Below are 18,047 nucleotides of genomic sequence, written 5' to 3'. Positions count from 1 at the left end.
GTATTTTCATTACCAAAACACATGCTTCTATGATATCACAACATCAAATACTTGTTATCGTGCAACAATGATTTCCTCAGCCATTTCAAAGAGTTCATCAACTGTCATATCAGATTGAAACATCAATCGAACCCCCATCTGAAACCGGAGCTGCCATTGCCGGCATTGATACGGTTACCCCCTGCACTGCAGGGCTTCCAACCACTTCAGAAGCTGACTGTCCACCTCCCATACTGGGAATACTTCCGGCTTTTCCAAGCTCATGCTTGATCATATCTTTAAGATATTCCATATTTGCTTTTACTATAGCCTTGTTTTCTGAAGCCCTGTGCTTTCTCTTAAGATCCTCGAAATCCTCTTTGCTCATATGCGGATCTACGACTTCCATATCTTCAAGCATCTCCATGGTTTCTTCCAACTCTTCCAATTCTTCCTCGCCAAATTCAGAGATCATCTTGTTCAGGTCTGCCATCATTTCATCCGAAACATTAGCTCCGCTCTCTTCTATCTGCGAGAGAGCTTCCTGCAACTGAACCGCCCCCTCACTTTGTTCGGCGGCATTTCGGTCGTCACATCTTAAATCCGCTTCGCGGATGGTGACTCCCTGCAACTGAACCGCCCCCTCACTTTGTTCGGCGGCATTTCGGTCGTCACATCTTAAATCCGCTTCGCGGATGGTGACTCCCTGCAACTGAACCGCCCCCTCACTTTGTTCGGCGGCATTTCGGTCGTCACATCTTAAATCCGCTTCGCGGATGGTGACTCCCTCCAGCATCTCCTCGCGCTCATCGAAGATTTGGTCTTCTTTCTCAGTGATCTTTTCTTCCTCTGCCTGTGTTATGGCACTCTGAATTCCCCGAACAGCATCTTCCTGTTCGTCAAGGCGCTCATCCTGCTTCTGAGCACGAGCCACCATTTCTTCCAGCTCCAGATGATGTTTCTTTTTCCTTGCCACCATTTCCATGCGCTTTGCATGAGTTAAAGCAAACTGCAGCTCCTCAGGATCACCATCCCCCGCAGAAATCTTTCTCTTTATCTGTGTCACTGCTCTTTTTGCTGCCAGTACTGCCTGCCCGGCACTATTTGATGTCTTGGCACTCTGGATTTTGGATGCAACCTCTTTATAATTATAGGTCGGTTTTGGAGCTGAATCTTCCTCTGCTGCATCCGGGGAACCGGATGATGTCAGAAAATCATTTATTTTTTTATTATTCTGATCTTGCTGAGAATCCTGCTTCAGTGAGCGTATCATCTGCCGCATCTGCTGTGATAATCCTTTTCGATCATTAACCTCATTGTCTGTTCTTCTGTCAAAGCTTGATACAAAAGGATTTACCGGCATCTTTCCCATAATTGTATTCTTCATGGCTCCGTCAGTCTTCTGAGCATAGAGATTCCCCTGGGCATTCTTCATGTACTGTGAACTATATAGATTATTCGTGATAAATGATATATTCATGCCGTACCTCATAACATGTAGGAATCGTATTTATACGATTCCTCTCGCGCCAGCCGCACGCTGCATAGCAGCAATTTCCACCGTGCGGCTGTGTGCGTAAAACATCAGCCTCTGAAATCTATCTTTGTTCCTACCATCTGCTCGGCCTGAGTCATAACTTTTCCGGATGCATTATTGTATGAGTATGTCTGCACCTTGGAGAGAAGTTCATCCATGGAATCTGCTTCGAATGTTACATATTCCTCGTCATCTTTAATCTTGGAATCCTCTTTATCAGTATCTTCCTTTTCAGCTTTTTTATCCCTGGCTTTTTGGATGCGTTCCTCCTGCGCCTTCTTTTCTGCTTTCTTCTTCTCCTGCAGTTTCTGAGCTTTCTTCTCTGCTGCTTTCTTTTCAGTACGCTTTTTCTGAAGATCTGAAGATTTATTTACAGTGGCAAAGAAACTCTCCTTACCATTAGAATCAACACTCATCCCAAAATTCTTAACACTTGCGCCGCTGCTGGCAAGTCCCATCTTAGCCTCTGACATCTTTGTCTGTGCCATGGCAATGATTCCTTCATACTTCTTACGATATGATTCATCCGTCGCCATCCGCTCAAGCTTCTCTTCATCTATAAGGACTACCATTTTGTTGGCATTGCCATAGGAGGCAGCATTCTGCTGGACCTGTGCTTTCATATCCTTGCTGACAGCAATGAACTCCATATTATGATATTTTGATTTCAGCGAATTATAGTAGTCCTTTGCCTTATCGGAAAGCTGCACATCTCCAATAGTCATCCCATATTCAGTTTTTCTGGGCACAAGTGAACTCGTGGTATCTATCGGACTCCACGCTTTTGTTTCTACTTTAGCCTGCTGAGAATTTTTTGCTGAACCAGCCTGATCTGCCCTACCTGTATCAGGAGTCTTAGATACTCCTGATTTCTCATTATAGACACTCTGCTTTATTTGCTGATATGCGGAAATACCATTAATTCCTGCCATACTGATCTACCTCCTTGTAAAAAAGCCGACATCCATTTCATTCATATATATCTAAAAAAGCATAGTAAGACACTTATCCATTTCTTATATATCTTTTATCGTCTTAACTACTGCCTTAATGTACCCTTAAAATATAAAAAAAGTATAAAGTTCTTTGTACCCTTAATTGTTGTACAAAAAAGGCCTTCAGAAAACAAATCCTGAAGGTCTTCCATATTACTGCAATACCAGCCCATAAATCACAGATCATCTGTCTTTCCACCTGGCATCCAATCCATAGAACATAAGTATTCATAAAAAGTCATGTATTCCGGAAACTGGATCTGCTCATCCTCAGAAGTATTCGCTGATAGCGAGAGATTCTTTCCGCAACCAAGTAATCCTATACTAAGACCCAATATAGTTATTGCAGACAATACCTTTTTCATTAAATAATTCCCCATCTTTATTCTTTATGCCTTTTGTCTTTTAAAGTCTCCCAATAAATATTACCACTCATATATCCAAAAGTCTCTTCATCACAGAATCTTTTGACTAGATCCGAACGTAAATCCTCGTAATAATCTTTACCGTATTGCTTGAAAGAAAGGTGTGAAAACAGTTTTGACTTGGTAAAATCTGATATGGAATCACAATTACTAATCAGGGCCTCCATAATCCTAGCCGTTTCATCAATATTTTTCTCATAAGCAGCAAGCTCTAACTGCATTGATATTTCCTGATAAACACCCATGTCAAAACATTTTGCTACATCACTACTGGCATCTGCCACCCTGTGAGCCAGGTCCAAATCACCATCTTCTTCACACAGGATTTGTAACGCATTCATAATAACGCGAAGCTGATTCACTTCTGCAAGCATCATTTCTTCATATGCCACATAAGCCTCATTGATCTTTCCGGTTTTTGCATATATATTTGACTGCATCAGCTTACGTTCCGGGTTATCTTCTGAATAGTATAATAGATATCTTTCAGCGGTTTGATAATTCTCTTTTCTGTAATATAAATGAAAAAGAGCCTCCGCTGCGGATTTTCTTATTGATGAATCCTCTGATTCCAATAACCCGGAAAACCATGAACAAATCACATCGTCATATCGGTCACTATCATATATTTCATTAAAAAGCCTCGCCGCATTAAGTACAGTCGCTACTTGCCACTTCAGTCTTTCGTTACCGGGATACTCTTCAATTTTCTTTTTAGCATCTGCAAAGACATCCTCATATGGCTCGTGCTTCAACCTTCTGTCCAATTCCTTGATGAAGATATCGATCTCTTTATCAGTGATATCATCTTTAAATGACAGTAATTCATCAGTAGAAATGCCAAATAATCTCGCAATAGGCACTAATAGCGAGATATCCGGAAGTGTATTGTCATTCTCCCATTTATTTACCGCAAGAGTACTCACTCCAAGCCTGATAGCCATTTCCTCTTGTGTCAGTCCTTTTTCTTTGCGGTACTTTCTTATTACTTTTCCAATAGACATCTGCAATTCCTCCAAACAGTATTGGAACCGGTTCAATAATAATGATACCTAAGAGGCTCTGATTTTGCTATTGAATTCAGGTTAATCATTTGGAAATATTTTTAACCAGTGAGAAATTCTTGATTCTTCATATATAAAAAGGCATGTACCTGTTATTTAAGGCACACACCCTTTAACCTGCCTGCCGTAGCAACATACGTTACAATAAAGAATAGCAGAGAATACTTCAGTTCCTGCCTGAGAATATGATACTACACTATGCCAATTTATTCTGATCCTGCAGCATTTCCCGACGCTCAATGGCTTCCTCAGTCAATTGTTTCTGATAATCCTTTTTCTTGTAATACTCCTCAAGCTGCTTCTTTTGTCTGGCAGCTCTTTGAGCTCTTATCTGAGCGTTAGTATTATTATTGTTTCTCTGTCGATTCTGAGTACTCTGATTTCTTATCTGTTCCATCAACTGGTCTAGCTTTTCTTCATCCGATAATAGCTCAGCCTCGCGTCCTTTTATAGCCATATCCACATGCTGAATAGTCCCTGCTCCCCCGTTCTCTTTTAGGAACATGCCTGTTTTCCGGATCTTTCCGTCAAGAACCTGATCTGCACCATCCATTCTGAATTCTGTTTCTTCTGCTACAAGGAAAATTGCTCCAATGTCTGCTTCCTTAATACTCTTTAATTCATCACCGCTTTCAGTCTTGTACCACACTTTAAGCTGATCAAAAACCTCATCATTTTCATCTATCCATCCATTTCCATCTATGTCATATTCTGCAAGATCCTTGAAGCCATCACCACTTTTCACTCCAAAAAGCTCATTTCCATCGTTAATCTTGCCGTCTCCATTTTTGTCCAGTGCAAGGAATCCGCTTCCTTCACCAAGCGTAGAGATCTCATCCTCTTTTCCATCAGCATCCAGGTCAAATTTGAATTTCTTATCACTAAGCCCTGCAGTGTCTGATCCTGTATTTATGATAAGTGGATCAAACAGCGCATCTAGCGGAGAAGCCATCGGAACAAAAACTTCTGACACTTTGCATCGTTCCATAGAGGAGTTCATATCAACATCAATACTTCTACCATCTGTAGTTTTGACTGTTCCCTTGGCTTCATAGGTTGTCGTTTCTGTCTCAGTTGTTTTATCGACGAGACCAACAAATCCCATGTTGCTGCCTTTTCCAGTTTGGCCGTACTGTTTATCATAATATCTTGACGCTGTACTGTTTATTTCACTCTGATCAATTCGCATATAGAGCCCTCCTTAAGCTTCTGTCAAATATCTCACTGCAAGCTTCACTAAGTTCGGCAATACCTCACTAAGTGCTCTGCTCAAAAAGCGCCTTCCGTAGCTTTAATCTATGTAGTTTTTCCTTACGCCAGCCAGTTTCCTAAAAATGATGAAAGTCCATAGTTCCCGGTAAGCCCATAGCTGCTCCAAACAGATCCGGCGCCTCCTATTTTACTCATTAACACTCCATAATAATCCATCCCAAAATTCATGCGATCACCTCCTCACCAATGTCATTAAGTTAAGATGACACTATAAAGATCTCTACATCAGAAATGGTGTAGGGGTCTTTTTTTCTAAAAAGTAGTTGACAGATAAACATAAAAGTGCGGCCGCTTTCGCTACAGATTATTATAAGAGGTAGCGAAAGCGGCCCTTGAAATTAGAGGCAAAAGTCTTTATTTCAAGGAGGTGCACATGAAAGCAAAACTGGTTAGAGACACTTTACTAAAGGAGATACGCACTGTTTGTAAGTCCATTGAACAGTTCTGTGTCTCTCCAGGAAAGGATTTTGTAAGAAACAGAAAAATGCCGATTGAAAAACTCATTTTGACAATCATTGGTATGGGAAGCAGAAATATCACAAATGAATTATTAGATTTTTATGATACTTCTCCAGATACGCCTACAGCTTCCGCTTTTGTACAGCAGCGAGACAAACTTAAGTCTAATGGCCAGCCGTCATCGTCAAATACATTATCACCATTAGTGTAGGGGCTGTGTCCGGAATAAACCCAGTCTGCTAGCAGGTTCCATTCTTCTTTGGTCATATACCTGTTCTTCAGAAAAATGCTTATGCTTCATGGTATTTCTATCAGCAGGTTCCGCCATTTTCTTTTTCTCTGCAGCAGTATCTGCATTTCCAGATGTTATAGATGACATGGATATCATTAAGGAGTTGTAAAACTTTTGAATTTGCAAATATACAGAAACTAGTAAATATTCGGGGTTACGGGGTGAAACTACTTGGTTGCGTTTCGTAACCTTGTCTATTGTGCAAACGGTATTTGGTTCATATTATGTGCACAGCAAACGAATCCAAACTAAAAAAACTAGAAATCCTATCAATTGCATCCGTGATCCTTATCCTCTTTATCATAAGCAGGTACTTTGCCTGGGAAAAGAGCAAGGTGTACGACGAGCTTGATGAGGCCCGGAAGGAATATCACGACGAAGTAGTGGGTTATGATCCCTATGCAAAGGGCCTTAATAAGTATGTGAAAAGCGTCAAGGTCGTTGACCGGTACGATGATCGGGAATACAGCAACATGTTTTTTTACAAAAACCATGACAAAGTAACTATAGCCATGACAGATGGCTTTGATTGGCTGCCTGTGAAGGAGAGATGCGCTATCTGCGCTGAGGTAATGGATGAGATCAGGCCGGAGATGAACAGGTATTTTAAAAAGAGCCGTTTTACCAGCTGTATTCGGATAATCAGCAGGGGATGTACATGCAATATCGTGGCAAGTCCCTGGATGTAAGCTACGAATGCGTTTTTGAGTTCCGCACCTCCAGTTATGAGTATACTTTCCCGCTATATGGCAACATGACTGTGACCGGCATCAAAACGAGGTCAGCTCTGCACTACGAGTACGGCTACATGAATGGCGAGCTGTGGAGATTTGAGGATAAGAACGCTCCCAAGAAGTCAGAGGCAAAAAAGACTACGGAAAAGAAGACAGAGAACACCGGCAGTAGCAGCTCCGGGACTTATAAGAAGTCGTCGAAATCCACTTATGATCCGTATGATGCTAAAAAATACAACTCCGCCCAGGACTTTGCGGATGACAAGTACGAGGAGTTCTACGACTATGAAGATGACTACGAGGATGAGGATGAGGCTTATGATGCAGCCGAGGACTACTGGAATGAATTTTGATAAATCTACAAAGTTGAAAAATTGAACTAAGTTAATTTAATAAATATTGTTGACATGTCACCCAAAGTGTGTAATACTGTATTTAGTAAGAGGAGTACGAGTTATGAATCTTATGCATGTACATTGAAAACCGAATAGTAAAGTGGAGTTCTCAGGCGAGCTATCGAGAGGAGCTTGCAGTATGAACTTTAACGAATGGGTAATTAGAACTAAGGAAAAGGCTGAATCAGAGGTTACTACACTTAAGACTAAGGTGAAGGACCATAGCGAGAAGGTTGTCGATGCTTTTAACGAGTGGATAGGCACCAAGCAGGGAAAGCTTTTTATTAAGCTGATGAGTTTGGTCGCTAAGGCCACCGTCACTGTTATGGTCAACAGGTTCTGGAACATGGTATTTGAACTTTTATCAAAGATTAAGATTCACTGAATCCTTCATATCCAGGCACCATCTGGTGCCTGGAATACCCAAATAAACTCTTGAGAGCCGCATACAGCGCTATATTTTAATGAAAGGCGATTGATGACAAGACCAGAGATTTTTTGAATTGAACTAACACTTTGGATCCGATTATATGAAAAATAAAATGTCTGAAAGGAGGACGCTTTTGAGAACTGAAACTTCTGCTTTGTATACTAAATTACTAAATGATCAAATTAGCCGTTTGTCCGATAATTTACAATTATTTTTTATATTGAATCGGATAACATGATTCTTTTCATCTAATTGATTAGTTAATAGTAGAATTAGAATTGGCTAATGCTGGTGTGCATGCGTAACTGTTGTTGCTGATGCTGCTGAAGAACTCCACTTATTATAGGTTTAAAAAAAGGAAATATGGATAAAACAATTTATTATTATTTGAGAGTATTACGAAAAAAAGATGTTAAGGAACTAGCGGATGAATTGCTGGTAAGTCCTTCATACGTCAATGCTATTGAGAATGGAAAAAAGGAACCATCAGTCAGATTGTTTAGAGATTATGCTAATGCGCTTGGTTTAAAACAAGAGACGCTGAAAAGACTGGTGAATAATTCCAAACATATGAGTATAGAAAAAATTATTTATTTATTGCTAAAAGAGAGTTTCGGAGAGGAAGAATTAGAAAGCAAATGAAGGCCAGCCCTGTAATTAAGGGCTGGCTTTTTGTGGGGTAATCAAACTTTTTGAGGGTTTGCCAAACATTTTGAGGGTCTGACTTGAGGGCAATGTCATTGAAGTTAAGATGACACTATAAAGATCTCTACATCAGAAATGGTGTAGGGGTCTTTTTTTCTAAAAAGTAGTTGACAGATAAACATAAAAGTGCGGCCGCTTTCGCTACAGATTATTATAAGAGGTAGCGAAAGCGGCCCTTGAAATTAGAGGCAAAAGTCTTTATTTCAAGGAGGTGCACATGAAAGCAAAACTGGTTAGAGACACTTTACTAAAGGAGATACGCACTGTTTGTAAGTCCATTGAACAGTTCTGTGTCTCTCCAGGAAAGGATTTTGTAAGAAACAGAAAAATGCCGATTGAAAAACTCATTTTGACAATCATTGGTATGGGAAGCAGAAATATCACAAATGAATTATTAGATTTTTATGATACTTCTCCAGATACGCCTACAGCTTCCGCTTTTGTACAGCAGCGAGACAAACTTAAACCTGAGGCGTTAGAGACTATATTCAAATCATTTTCTATTAAATTGTTAGCTAGCTCAGTGAAGCAAATGTCTATCCTTGCAGTCGATGGTTCTGATGTTCAGATAGCAACAAATCCCACAGATACAGAGTCATATTTCACGGGGATGAATGGTCAACATCCTTATAATCTTTTGCATCTGAATGCTCTCTATGACCTTAATCAAAACATATACTTGGATTCTGTCATTCAGAAAAAGCACAATTATAACGAACATTTAGCGTTAATATCGATGGTCGATAGATCAACAATACCAAAGGCACTTTTGATAGCCGATCGAGGATATGAATCTTACAACAACATGGCGCATATTCAGGAAAAGGGGTGGTTTTTTCTTATTCGCATAAAAGATGGAATACATGGTATTAAAGATGGTTTGGACCTTCCAACAACAGACACTTATGATGTTGAATTCAATTTAAAGTTAACCAAGAAGAATACCAAAGAAACAAAGGAATTATTTAAGGATAAAAATCATTACAAATACATATCACACACAACACCACTTGATTATCTTCCGCCTAAGTCACGGAAAGCAGATCCTCTGGTGTTCTATACGATTAGATTTCGGGTTGTTAGGTTTCCTATTTCGTCAAATGCTTATGAAACAGTAATAACAAATCTAGATTCAAACGATTATCCCCCATCTGAAATAAAAAAGCTTTATGCAGCTCGATGGGGAATAGAATCATCCTTCAGAGCATTAAAATATACTCTTGGAATGGTTGATTTTCATTCAAAAAAAGTAGCGTGTATTCTGCAGGAAATATATGCGCACCTAATAATGTATAACTTTGCGGAAACGGTCACTTCGCAGGTATCCATCCGCAAAAAACAAAGGAAACATACGTATAAAGCAAACTTTACAGTAGCAGTCCATATGTGCAGACTATACTACCTCAGAAAAACAACGCTACAAGTTTTGGAAGCCATTATTTCGAAGAACCTCTTGCCAATTCGTCCGGATAGGAGCCGAGAGCGAAAATTTGCACCGAAAGTTTTCCGAGGCTTCTTATATAGAGTAGCATAACTAAGTTTAAATTCATAACAATGAATAGGCAGATGAGAGTCTGCCTATTAGTCATACCATAAACATCAAAAGAGAGACTGAGATAATGCTATCAGTCTCTCTTAGATATACACTTGTTTAATTCTGGGTCCTTAACTAAATGACATTGACCTCCTCACAAGGAGCTTTTTCCTTTGCTATTTCAAGTATCGTCCATGAAATAAGACAATTAAATAGGATTGTAACGAAGGGACAGTTTAATGTAATGAATAGTCATTTTTCTTTTGACTGCAGCATTACCGTAACGATAAAAGTATTATTTTCAGTCTCAACTTTGACTCCGCCAAGATATTTTTCTGCGATGTTTTTTACACTTTTTAGCCCAATACCATGCTGCCCATTATCTGTTTTTTCCTTTTTCCTGCTAACTATCGAGCTATCTTTGTCCCGTATAACAGTTCCATCATAGGAATTTTCTGCTTTTATCAGATAAAAGTTATCTTTTGAAGTCCCATATAGCTTTATAAATCGTTCTTTATTCGATACCAATGCCACCGCTTCCAATGCATTATCTAAAAGGTTATTAAGTACAATAGCCATATCCATAGCACTGATGCTCTTATCCTCAGGATAAGAAAACTCACACGCAAAGGCACATCCCTGCTTTTCTGCCTGAGTTACCGCTTCATTTATTACAACATCAGTGACCGGATTACCTGTAGAATATTTCACCCCACTGGCATTCAGCTCTATATCCATTTCACTTAAAAAATCACTTGCATCCTGATAGCGATTATTCTCGATAAAACTCTTTAAAATCATCAGCTTTCCTGCCATATCATGACGCAGAGTCCTGATCTGATCGTGATGTTTTTCAGTAAATTCTATCTTTTTTCTCAGAAACTCCTGCTCCTGCACCTGTTCCTGAAGCAAAAGGTCTTCTTCCTTTAAGCGCCTATACCGCTGCCAGGTTGCTATGGCTGATAATTCACCTATAAAGATAAGCACTGCAAGAATTGGCAGAGTATATCTAAGACTTCTCTTTTCGTCCAGCAAAACAAATACTTCATTTTGTAGCGGAACAACCATGACATCTACAATCATGTATGAAATAAAATATGATACCGCAGAGTAGATTGAAAGATAGACTGCTTCTGTCCAGGTCATATCATACTGTTCTGGACAAATCCTTTTTATTAATAAAAATTCTCCCCACACCATGACAGTCATAAATATTACTTGAGCAAGCATCAGCAAAAACATCCTGAGCCACAGTTCTTCTATCGCTCCTTCCAGCGAATAATCTATACTTCCTATGACCATGTCTGTTATTGAATTAGAAGCTGCTGTATTAATCAAATGCCAGACATAATATACGTTCTGCCAAAGAAAAAACACAAAAATCATGTGTGGCATTGCTTTTTTGTCATAAAAATAAAATATTGCTGCGATTGTCAGAACACTTATTACGGTAAATAGCCCTTTTACAGGGAAAGGAAGAGAATACAGGCATAATGCCTCAATCGTAATTACTACTGATAACACAATCCTCTTTACACTGTTCAAGACCTCTTTTTTTATAAACAGGCTCATGAAAAAATACAAAAATATGCCTCGTATCAAAATTATTGATACTCCATAAAATTCTTCTATTATCCTAATTTGCACTTCTGACATATACACCAAGTACCTCGTCACAAAATATGATCCATATATGCTTTAACAAAATCTGCATATTTATATTTGGAAATAATAATAGAATCTCCGCTGTCCATAATGGCTTCTGTCCTTGTGTACCCTCTGATATGGTTCAAATTCACAAGATATCCTCTATGTATTCTGAAAAACTCTTTTCCCAGTTCATCTTCAAATTCTGACATTCTTTTATACACTTCATAGTTTTTGCCTTTGAGATGTACAGTAGTTTTCCGGCCATTACTTTCTACATATAAAATATCCTTGATGGCTATCTGTATTGTTATTCCACCTGTCTGGATAGTTGTGTACTGTTCCCCTGCATCCTCTTCATATGCAGCTTCACATATCATCTGGGCATCCATTTTTTTCAGTTCTTCCACTGCTCTTCGAAGTTCAGACTCAAATGCAGCCTTAGATATTGGTTTAAGAAGATAACCGTAAGCTCTTACACCAAAAGCATCTCCCATTCTGTCTGGAATACCTGTGACAAATATGATAAGCGGTCTTGAAGCCCTGATACTTCGACCACTTTCTTCAATTCTTTCCCCCAGAGTTTTGGCTGCCTCAATTCCATCAGTACCACCCATAGCTATATCAAGAAAAAGCACATCTATTTTGGATCCTGAATCTATGTCCTTTATGAGGCCTTCAGCTGATGAATACTCCTTTATTTCTGCGTTATACACACTTCCGGAAAGCCATCCGTAAAGTAATTCTCGTACTGCTTTTTCATCATCACAGATTGCAAAACACATTTTTCCCATAATGTGTGAACCCACTTTCCTCTTTTATTGTCTATTACACCCATATCATCAAAACTAACAATCATAATGCCGTTAACAACAAAGTTATCTCCATAGACATAACAAAAAGCTTAACATGATTCATGTAAGCTTTTTGAATTCCAACTATATTTTAATCATAACATTATGCCAGCACTCTCTATAGGTCAATGTTATGAATGGTCAGTTTTATGTCATGAGTGGACATTATTCCTTCTTAATTATGGGTTCGCGGCTACAGAGATAAAAGTGCATAAGAATTACCAAAACACATGCTTCTATGATATCACAACATCAAATACTTGTTATCGTGCAGAACACTGCCCTTCATTTTTTATATAATCCTATTCCTTATATCTTAGATTACCATTCAGCAGCACATCAAATTTACCGGCATACATTTCATCTATGACCTGTTCGCAAGGCACTCTGCAATATCGCATTTCTTTTGATGTGTCATGAACTCTAAAAGTGGTCTGTTTATTCTTCCGGCTTTCTTCAAGATACGAGTCCAAATACGGCTGCGCCTCTTCTCTTGTCATGTTAGCATCCACATTAAGCCGCATAAACGATGATAACACACTGATGCACCTTGCACCTCCAAGACTTACTATGCCATTTCGAGCATTTCTATCATCCGAACAAAAGACATATATCTGCTCGCCAAATTTTATACTAAGCGTCTGAAGAAGGACATAACTTTTAAGCTCTCCGAGATTATTACCAGGTCCTATATCGTCACAGTCTTCCGAAAGCTCCTTCAAAAACTGTTCTTTTGTAGTCTTCAAATAATCAACACCCTGGAGTCTCTTAAACTGTTCTTCAAAATATCCGCTTCTATATGCCTCACACCCATTTTTCAACATATTGGAATACATAGCCACTGCTGAATCTGAGTATATAACCTTTAGTTCATCAACAATCTCTTCGTCCGTAATACAATGAACCACTCCAGATGATATCTTTTTCTCAAGCCACTCAGGAGAGCCTGCAATATTATGCCTTTGGAGTTCTGTTTTTATCTGTTCATGACAATAGAAGCGATACCCCGGCATCTCCGTTATACGATCAATCAGCTTATTCTCTTCATCCTTTCGGATCAAATGCGTCTTGGAAATAAAATCAGTATCAAGAAGAGCATATTTCTCTTTCATCAAATGCCCACCTCTTAGCCTTCCACGAGAAAGCCCTTTCTGATTTTTTCCAAATACTCCAAATCCGATTTCTCACGGCTTTCGGTCAGAAGTTCCTGTTCTTTGTTGTACTCCATATCATCAAGGAGACTTCCAAGATATGAAAGGTCCTTACTATTTTGTTGCCATTTTAAAGCTTTACCCGTAAGTTTAATTCTTTCTGAAACATAATCAGAGTCACATTCCAGTAGTTCTTTGGCTTTACTATTTGAAATATCATGGTTCTCAACAAGCCTCAGTACCACCGCCTTGTACGGAAGTGCAAACAATTCCATCAAGATAAGGACATCATCAACAGATATCTTATCTGCAGCAATACCATATAGTTTGATCTGCTCATCCAATATTCCGTCAGGCATTAGAAGTAATCCAGCAAAAGCGTTTGCCTCAAGATCCTCCTGAGATTTCGCAGTATCATCCGCAGTTTTTGAATCCAATAATGAGCCGCTTGCTATGGTACTAGGGTCTATATCTTCAGCATAGCAGTGAATGTGGTACATCTCATGAGCAACAGCAAATATCTGTTTACAAAGAGCCAAGCTGGAATTGATGCAAAGAAATATTGTTCCCTTTTTTACAAAGGTAAATGCCCATAATTCATCATCCTTAAAAGGATATCTGAGCACTTCCAGCGTTAATTCCCTTTTTCTGGCATAGTTTTCAGCAATGCTAAATATGGAATCACGGATAATCGTGCTTCCACAATAATTTACAGAAAAAGCTTTTGCCAAAGCATTTATGCTCTCAAACTGTTTAGGCTGCTTGCCAAACAGGCTTTCTTCCAATATATTCCCCATTAGTCATTCCCCCAAGGCTGCATCATGGCATTTCCATTTTCACGTACTCTCTTGTGGAAAAGAATCATATCTGAAAGTTCATCAGCTATTTTCAGTGCCTGTCTTGCCTCTTCAGACTGAACTTTGCCCATAAAAGCATGGACAATATCAGTATCCCCATATTCAGGAGAAATCCTTGTGAGTTCCTCCATCCTTACACCAAGGTATTCAGCTATAGACTTAAGTTCAATGGCATTAATCATGCGTGCACCATTCAGCATCTTATTCACCGTCTGCTTATTTGTCCCAAGTGCTTCTGCAAGATCTGTCTGTTTTTTATTCTGTTTCTTAAGCAGTGCAAGTATATTGCCTGCAATCATCATATTCATATCAATCATGAAAAGTGTTCCTCCTATCGTTTGCATGTAATAGGTTTTTACACTTATATCGTACATCCGCTCCTTATAACAGTCAATATTACATATACTTTTGATTATATCTACTTGCATTAGTCACCAATAGAGTTACTAAAATTTCAGTATAGTTCCCTTTAATAACAAATACCTCCTAAAAATCACACTTCCGCATCGACCATGCCACCTACTTCTGTCATGCCTGCATTCTGTACCATCACAGGCATCTCATCTCCGCCAAGTGATAGTGAAACACCATTATCAAAACCTGATGAAACTGAAGATTTTCCCAGGTTTTCTTTTTCTGCCTGAAGCCTTTGAAACATTGCCTTTAGATATTTTAAGTCAGCCTTCATGATATCCCTTGCTTCATCAGATCTGTGTTTAGCCTTTAGCTGTTCAAGGTCCTGTGGCTCCATGGTTCCTGAAAGTGCCTCTGCCATCTCGTCTAGCTCCTGATCAAGCTGAGCCGTTTCCTCAGCTTCTTCATACATCTCCTCAGCTGACATTTCCAGTTTCTCCATAAGAGCCTCGAACTCTTCCTGTTCAAGTTCTCTTATTTCTTCATCCGACTGAACCTTATCTAATGGATTTTCCTGCTCAGAAGGCAATTCTTCGTCCATGTTCTGTTCGGCAGTTTCTTCCATTTTCAAGTTCTTCTTTTTCTTCTCACAGGCACGTTGAACCATTTCCGCATGCAGGATTGCCCTCAAAATCTCTTCATCATCGTACTCTCCGGTTTTCAGTTTCTTCTGAAGATTACCGATTTTTATCCTGATTCCGATAGAAACCTGAGCAGCTTTTGCAGAAGTCCTGGCACTTAATACCTGTGCCGAAACCTGCTTGAAGCTATACATTGCGGGTCTCTTCTTTTTTGAGCTATTACTCGTTTTCCTTGGTCTGGACATAGAGATGGTTCCAACATGATTCCCATTAAGGTCATATAGGCGCTTTGTGTAATACTCTGTATTTCCTCTGATCTGTAGTTCATATCCATACATGAGCTACCTCCTTACCTACCTGGCTCCGCATACAAAAAAGGATCATTTATCCCGCAGTACATCTACAACAAATGCACTATTTGCATATAAGGTGATGCAAAAGGTATAACGATCCTCATTTACTATATTTTTTATAAGTCGCCATCCTTGCATAACCCTGTACTCTTCCGTGAGTACTTAGTTTTATTTATTATCAAAAATCATTTTCAGGTTTTCACATCAATGCTCACACTGACACCTTCTGCTGCAGCCACCTCTGCTCCGGTGGATTTTGCAATCTTTTCATCAATATGAGGCACCTTTGTATTATGAGTGGACTCTGAAACCACAGAAACTTTCACGCCATCGACGTCGATTTGCTGTGCCTTTGCATCCTCTTCGTCCGAGAATCCGGATGCCCTTGCCTGTGCATTTTCGGTTCTTGCAGCTTCTTCCGCTCTTCTTTCTGATGCAGCCTCCTGAAGATGGTGTTCCTGCTGCTTTCTCTCGGCTCTCTTCTTTTCGCGCGCTGCCTGAACTTTTTCGTTTTCTTTCTGCTCTATTGCATCAGCTTCTCTGGCTTTCTGCATTTCTTTATTAGTCTCAGCAATCTGCTCCATATTGTTATTTGCTATGTCCTCAGATCTTTTCTGAGTTTCGGCCAGTTCTTCTTTCTTTTTTGTGGTATCCGCACCGGATGCCTCATCTCTCTTGATTTCAGAATCCAAAACACCGGCCTTTCCATCCATCTGCTTTTTAACTCCCTGCTGAAGCTGTATCTGTTTCATGGATGTACTGGCAGATATAAGAGACTGAGTCATTACATTTGTTAAAGCCATCTTACTTACCTCCTTTGCATCACTCCTCTTACAGTCTTACCAAGCTCACGATGTTCGCTAAGTGCGACTAGCATCTTTGCAAAAAAAATGGAAGTTCTCTCATCTCTAAAATCAGCTTCGGAATATTAATAGAAAACCATAATATTTTTTGCATGAAACGACCTTTTTTGGTCATGAATAGACTAAATCCATTTCAAATAACCATCATAGCGGTAAAAACTGCCATGCCATCCTCCTGCTCCAGTTGAGTTGTCCCATAATACTTTTCTGCAATTCTTCGCATATTTTTCATTCCAAAACCATGCTTATCGCGATCCGGCTTCGATGTTTCCACAAGTCCATCCTCATCAGGAATCAATAAAACACCGCTAAAGCTGTTCCTGACCTGAATCATAAACATATCACCACTGCGCCAGGACTTTATCTCCACAAACGGATTATCCTGACCTTCAGCAGCCCTTATCGCATTTGAAAGAGCATTATTTAAAATGACACCAACATCTATGGATTCCACTTTTCCTTCCTCCGGATAGTGAAAATCATCTACGAATCGTATTCCTACCTCCTCAGCCTGTCTTTGTTTCTCTGAAATCACTATATCCGTGACAGGATTTCCTGTCTTTGCATTTATGTCTACTATATGGAAATCCTCTGACCAGTCATTTAGATATTGCAAAGCCTGATTATAATTATTCTCTTTTATCAGGTTGCCGAGCACCATAATATGATTATTTGTGTCATGCCTTATCCCACGGATATCTGAGTATATTTTTTCCATTGTATGAACATGTCCTGACAACTCATCAATCTGGCTGTTTACGAGAGAGTTTTGCAGGACTTCCTCCTCAGAAGTTTTTATTTTTTGGTAAAAATAGATCACTGCTATCATGGTAAGAAAAGCTATCACTCCGAATAAAGCGCGCATTTCATGATATACAGGGTATCTGTTCCAAAAGTATTCACCCGAAGCTCTTTCAAAAGCTTCTTCCATGAAGGTACATATCCAGTAAGATACAATTATTGTTATGTACGTTGCTGATAAAAAAGCCAGTTCTCTCCATTCCATCAGCTCCTTTTTCCGGCGATACATGATTTTGATAAGATGGGTTCCGATTACCATCAAAGCGCATCGTATCGCTGCATGAATAGCCTGTGCCAAACCATAAAGCATGATCTGCTGCAAATCCCCTGTCACTTTAGGATTCATAAATGTCACAGAACATATCAGTTTCCACGGTAAAATTGACAATTCCATTGATATCCACAAAAGCAAGTACATAGTCATTGATAAAAAAACTTTCTGTGGAACATTTATCCTCTCCGTCATAACAGAGGCAGTGCATACAGCGCTGCATCCAAGAGCATAAGCAGTCAAACCTGAAAAGTTTATGGAAACAAAATAAAGTATGGACATCACCATCGCATAAACCGCCCCGAGTATAACTGCGCTCACTCTTCTTTTCAAAAATGGTATGTAAAATACAAAAACAAGCACTGCATTTAACAACACATTTACAATCATCGATATATTATTTACCTGATCCCACATGGCTTCCGTAATCATTT

The 18,047-nt window shown here is 39.3% G+C and carries 20 protein-coding genes; 6 read left to right on the top strand and 14 right to left on the bottom strand.

What is annotated here, in order from left to right:
* Positions 1–109 precede the first annotated feature (109 nt).
* The 6 genes from ACHCNF_RS16660 to ACHCNF_RS16635 all read right to left on the bottom strand — a co-directional run bounded on the left by ACHCNF_RS16660 (position 110) and on the right by ACHCNF_RS16635 (position 5,440).
* The gene (locus ACHCNF_RS16660) at positions 110–1,459 is read right to left on the bottom strand and encodes a hypothetical protein (protein WP_408072582.1); all 1,350 of its coding nucleotides are present in this window, start codon (positions 1,457–1,459) and stop codon (positions 110–112) included.
* 104 nt (positions 1,460–1,563) lie between these two features.
* On the bottom strand, positions 1,564–2,448 hold the full coding sequence (locus tag ACHCNF_RS16655; RefSeq protein ID WP_408072581.1) for a DUF6033 family protein: 885 nt from the start codon (positions 2,446–2,448) through the stop codon (positions 1,564–1,566).
* Positions 2,449–2,687: 239 nt separating this feature from the next.
* A complete protein-coding gene (locus ACHCNF_RS16650) occupies positions 2,688–2,876 on the bottom strand; it encodes a hypothetical protein (protein WP_408072580.1) in 189 nt (62 codons plus the stop codon).
* Between the two features lie 17 nt (positions 2,877–2,893).
* Positions 2,894–3,940, bottom strand: coding sequence for a helix-turn-helix domain-containing protein (locus ACHCNF_RS16645; protein WP_408072579.1), 1,047 nt, complete (start codon positions 3,938–3,940; stop codon positions 2,894–2,896).
* 256 nt (positions 3,941–4,196) lie between these two features.
* Positions 4,197–5,189, bottom strand: a complete 993-nt coding sequence (locus ACHCNF_RS16640) for an SPM autocatalytic domain-containing protein (RefSeq protein WP_408072578.1) — start codon at positions 5,187–5,189, stop codon at positions 4,197–4,199.
* Positions 5,190–5,311: 122 nt separating this feature from the next.
* Positions 5,312–5,440 carry a hypothetical protein gene (locus tag ACHCNF_RS16635; RefSeq protein ID WP_408072577.1) on the bottom strand — a complete coding sequence of 43 codons (129 nt, stop codon included), beginning with the start codon at positions 5,438–5,440 and terminating at the stop codon, positions 5,312–5,314.
* Between the two features lie 205 nt (positions 5,441–5,645).
* Here ACHCNF_RS16635 and ACHCNF_RS16630 point away from each other — a divergent pair, with 205 nt between their 5' ends.
* The 6 genes from ACHCNF_RS16630 to ACHCNF_RS16605 all read left to right on the top strand — a co-directional run bounded on the left by ACHCNF_RS16630 (position 5,646) and on the right by ACHCNF_RS16605 (position 9,821).
* Positions 5,646–5,942 carry a hypothetical protein gene (locus ACHCNF_RS16630; RefSeq protein ID WP_408072576.1) on the top strand — a complete coding sequence of 99 codons (297 nt, stop codon included), beginning with the start codon at positions 5,646–5,648 and terminating at the stop codon, positions 5,940–5,942.
* 416 nt (positions 5,943–6,358) lie between these two features.
* Positions 6,359–6,712: a hypothetical protein gene (locus ACHCNF_RS16625; RefSeq protein ID WP_408072575.1), complete on the top strand. Its 354-nt coding sequence runs from the start codon at positions 6,359–6,361 to the stop codon at positions 6,710–6,712.
* Positions 6,682–7,110 (top strand): hypothetical protein, encoded by a 429-nt coding sequence (locus ACHCNF_RS16620; RefSeq protein ID WP_408072574.1) that lies wholly within the window; start codon positions 6,682–6,684, stop codon positions 7,108–7,110. Before ACHCNF_RS16625 ends, ACHCNF_RS16620 begins: the two co-directional genes overlap by 31 nt.
* A 181-nt stretch (positions 7,111–7,291) precedes the next feature.
* Entirely contained in the window at positions 7,292–7,537 is a 246-nt protein-coding gene (locus ACHCNF_RS16615) for a hypothetical protein (RefSeq protein WP_408072573.1), read from the top strand.
* Between the two features lie 408 nt (positions 7,538–7,945).
* The gene (locus tag ACHCNF_RS16610; protein ID WP_408072572.1) at positions 7,946–8,224 is read left to right on the top strand and encodes a helix-turn-helix transcriptional regulator; all 279 of its coding nucleotides are present in this window, start codon (positions 7,946–7,948) and stop codon (positions 8,222–8,224) included.
* 280 nt (positions 8,225–8,504) lie between these two features.
* On the top strand, positions 8,505–9,821 hold the full coding sequence (locus tag ACHCNF_RS16605) for an IS4 family transposase (protein WP_408072571.1): 1,317 nt from the start codon (positions 8,505–8,507) through the stop codon (positions 9,819–9,821).
* A gap of 252 nt (positions 9,822–10,073) precedes the next feature.
* Here ACHCNF_RS16605 and ACHCNF_RS16600 read toward each other — a convergent pair whose 3' ends face one another.
* From ACHCNF_RS16600 to ACHCNF_RS16565, 8 genes are all read right to left on the bottom strand, one after another.
* Positions 10,074–11,345: a sensor histidine kinase gene (locus ACHCNF_RS16600; RefSeq protein ID WP_408072570.1), complete on the bottom strand. Its 1,272-nt coding sequence runs from the start codon at positions 11,343–11,345 to the stop codon at positions 10,074–10,076.
* A 149-nt stretch (positions 11,346–11,494) separates the two neighbouring features.
* Positions 11,495–12,262, bottom strand: a complete 768-nt coding sequence (locus ACHCNF_RS16595; protein WP_408072569.1) for a LytR/AlgR family response regulator transcription factor — start codon at positions 12,260–12,262, stop codon at positions 11,495–11,497.
* A gap of 362 nt (positions 12,263–12,624) precedes the next feature.
* Positions 12,625–13,434 carry a hypothetical protein gene (locus ACHCNF_RS16590; protein ID WP_408072568.1) on the bottom strand — a complete coding sequence of 270 codons (810 nt, stop codon included), beginning with the start codon at positions 13,432–13,434 and terminating at the stop codon, positions 12,625–12,627.
* 14 nt (positions 13,435–13,448) lie between these two features.
* Entirely contained in the window at positions 13,449–14,270 is an 822-nt protein-coding gene (locus ACHCNF_RS16585; protein ID WP_408072567.1) for an ImmA/IrrE family metallo-endopeptidase, read from the bottom strand.
* Entirely contained in the window at positions 14,270–14,647 is a 378-nt protein-coding gene (locus tag ACHCNF_RS16580) for a helix-turn-helix domain-containing protein (RefSeq protein WP_026511859.1), read from the bottom strand. Before ACHCNF_RS16580 ends, ACHCNF_RS16585 begins: the two co-directional genes overlap by 1 nt.
* 176 nt (positions 14,648–14,823) lie before the next feature.
* Positions 14,824–15,663 carry a hypothetical protein gene (locus ACHCNF_RS16575; protein WP_408072566.1) on the bottom strand — a complete coding sequence of 280 codons (840 nt, stop codon included), beginning with the start codon at positions 15,661–15,663 and terminating at the stop codon, positions 14,824–14,826.
* A 206-nt stretch (positions 15,664–15,869) separates the two neighbouring features.
* Positions 15,870–16,481 (bottom strand): hypothetical protein, encoded by a 612-nt coding sequence (locus ACHCNF_RS16570; RefSeq protein ID WP_408072565.1) that lies wholly within the window; start codon positions 16,479–16,481, stop codon positions 15,870–15,872.
* 193 nt (positions 16,482–16,674) lie between these two features.
* Entirely contained in the window at positions 16,675–18,045 is a 1,371-nt protein-coding gene (locus ACHCNF_RS16565; protein WP_408072564.1) for a sensor histidine kinase, read from the bottom strand.
* Between the last annotated feature and the right edge of the window lie 2 nt (positions 18,046–18,047).

The sequence above is a fragment of the Butyrivibrio sp. NATIVEDY162 genome, assembly GCF_045999815.1.
In the GTDB taxonomy this organism is placed as follows: domain Bacteria; phylum Bacillota; class Clostridia; order Lachnospirales; family Lachnospiraceae; genus Butyrivibrio.
The sequence above is the reverse complement of the archived record's forward strand: the minus strand, read 5'-3'. Positions and strand labels throughout refer to the sequence as shown.

Bases quoted from the DNA above. Each gene is read 5' to 3' on its own strand.
- ACHCNF_RS16640 (WP_408072578.1), bottom strand. From the start codon at position 5,189: ATGCGAATTGATCAGAGTGAAATAAACAGTACAGCGTCAAGATATTAT.
- ACHCNF_RS16575 (WP_408072566.1), bottom strand. From the start codon at position 15,663: ATGTATGGATATGAACTACAGATCAGAGGAAATACAGAGTATTACACA.
- ACHCNF_RS16610 (WP_408072572.1), top strand. From the start codon at position 7,946: ATGGATAAAACAATTTATTATTATTTGAGAGTATTACGAAAAAAAGAT.
- ACHCNF_RS16660 (WP_408072582.1), bottom strand. From the start codon at position 1,459: ATGAATATATCATTTATCACGAATAATCTATATAGTTCACAGTACATG.
- ACHCNF_RS16570 (WP_408072565.1), bottom strand. From the start codon at position 16,481: ATGGCTTTAACAAATGTAATGACTCAGTCTCTTATATCTGCCAGTACA.
- ACHCNF_RS16580 (WP_026511859.1), bottom strand. From the start codon at position 14,647: ATGATTGATATGAATATGATGATTGCAGGCAATATACTTGCACTGCTT.
- ACHCNF_RS16565 (WP_408072564.1), bottom strand. From the start codon at position 18,045: ATGATTACGGAAGCCATGTGGGATCAGGTAAATAATATATCGATGATT.
- ACHCNF_RS16635 (WP_408072577.1), bottom strand. From the start codon at position 5,440: ATGAATTTTGGGATGGATTATTATGGAGTGTTAATGAGTAAAATAGGA.
- ACHCNF_RS16585 (WP_408072567.1), bottom strand. From the start codon at position 14,270: ATGGGGAATATATTGGAAGAAAGCCTGTTTGGCAAGCAGCCTAAACAG.
- ACHCNF_RS16630 (WP_408072576.1), top strand. From the start codon at position 5,646: ATGAAAGCAAAACTGGTTAGAGACACTTTACTAAAGGAGATACGCACT.
- ACHCNF_RS16615 (WP_408072573.1), top strand. From the start codon at position 7,292: ATGAACTTTAACGAATGGGTAATTAGAACTAAGGAAAAGGCTGAATCA.
- ACHCNF_RS16605 (WP_408072571.1), top strand. From the start codon at position 8,505: ATGAAAGCAAAACTGGTTAGAGACACTTTACTAAAGGAGATACGCACT.
- ACHCNF_RS16595 (WP_408072569.1), bottom strand. From the start codon at position 12,262: ATGGGAAAAATGTGTTTTGCAATCTGTGATGATGAAAAAGCAGTACGA.
- ACHCNF_RS16590 (WP_408072568.1), bottom strand. From the start codon at position 13,434: ATGAAAGAGAAATATGCTCTTCTTGATACTGATTTTATTTCCAAGACG.
- ACHCNF_RS16620 (WP_408072574.1), top strand. From the start codon at position 6,682: ATGCAATATCGTGGCAAGTCCCTGGATGTAAGCTACGAATGCGTTTTT.
- ACHCNF_RS16650 (WP_408072580.1), bottom strand. From the start codon at position 2,876: ATGAAAAAGGTATTGTCTGCAATAACTATATTGGGTCTTAGTATAGGA.
- ACHCNF_RS16655 (WP_408072581.1), bottom strand. From the start codon at position 2,448: ATGGCAGGAATTAATGGTATTTCCGCATATCAGCAAATAAAGCAGAGT.
- ACHCNF_RS16645 (WP_408072579.1), bottom strand. From the start codon at position 3,940: ATGTCTATTGGAAAAGTAATAAGAAAGTACCGCAAAGAAAAAGGACTG.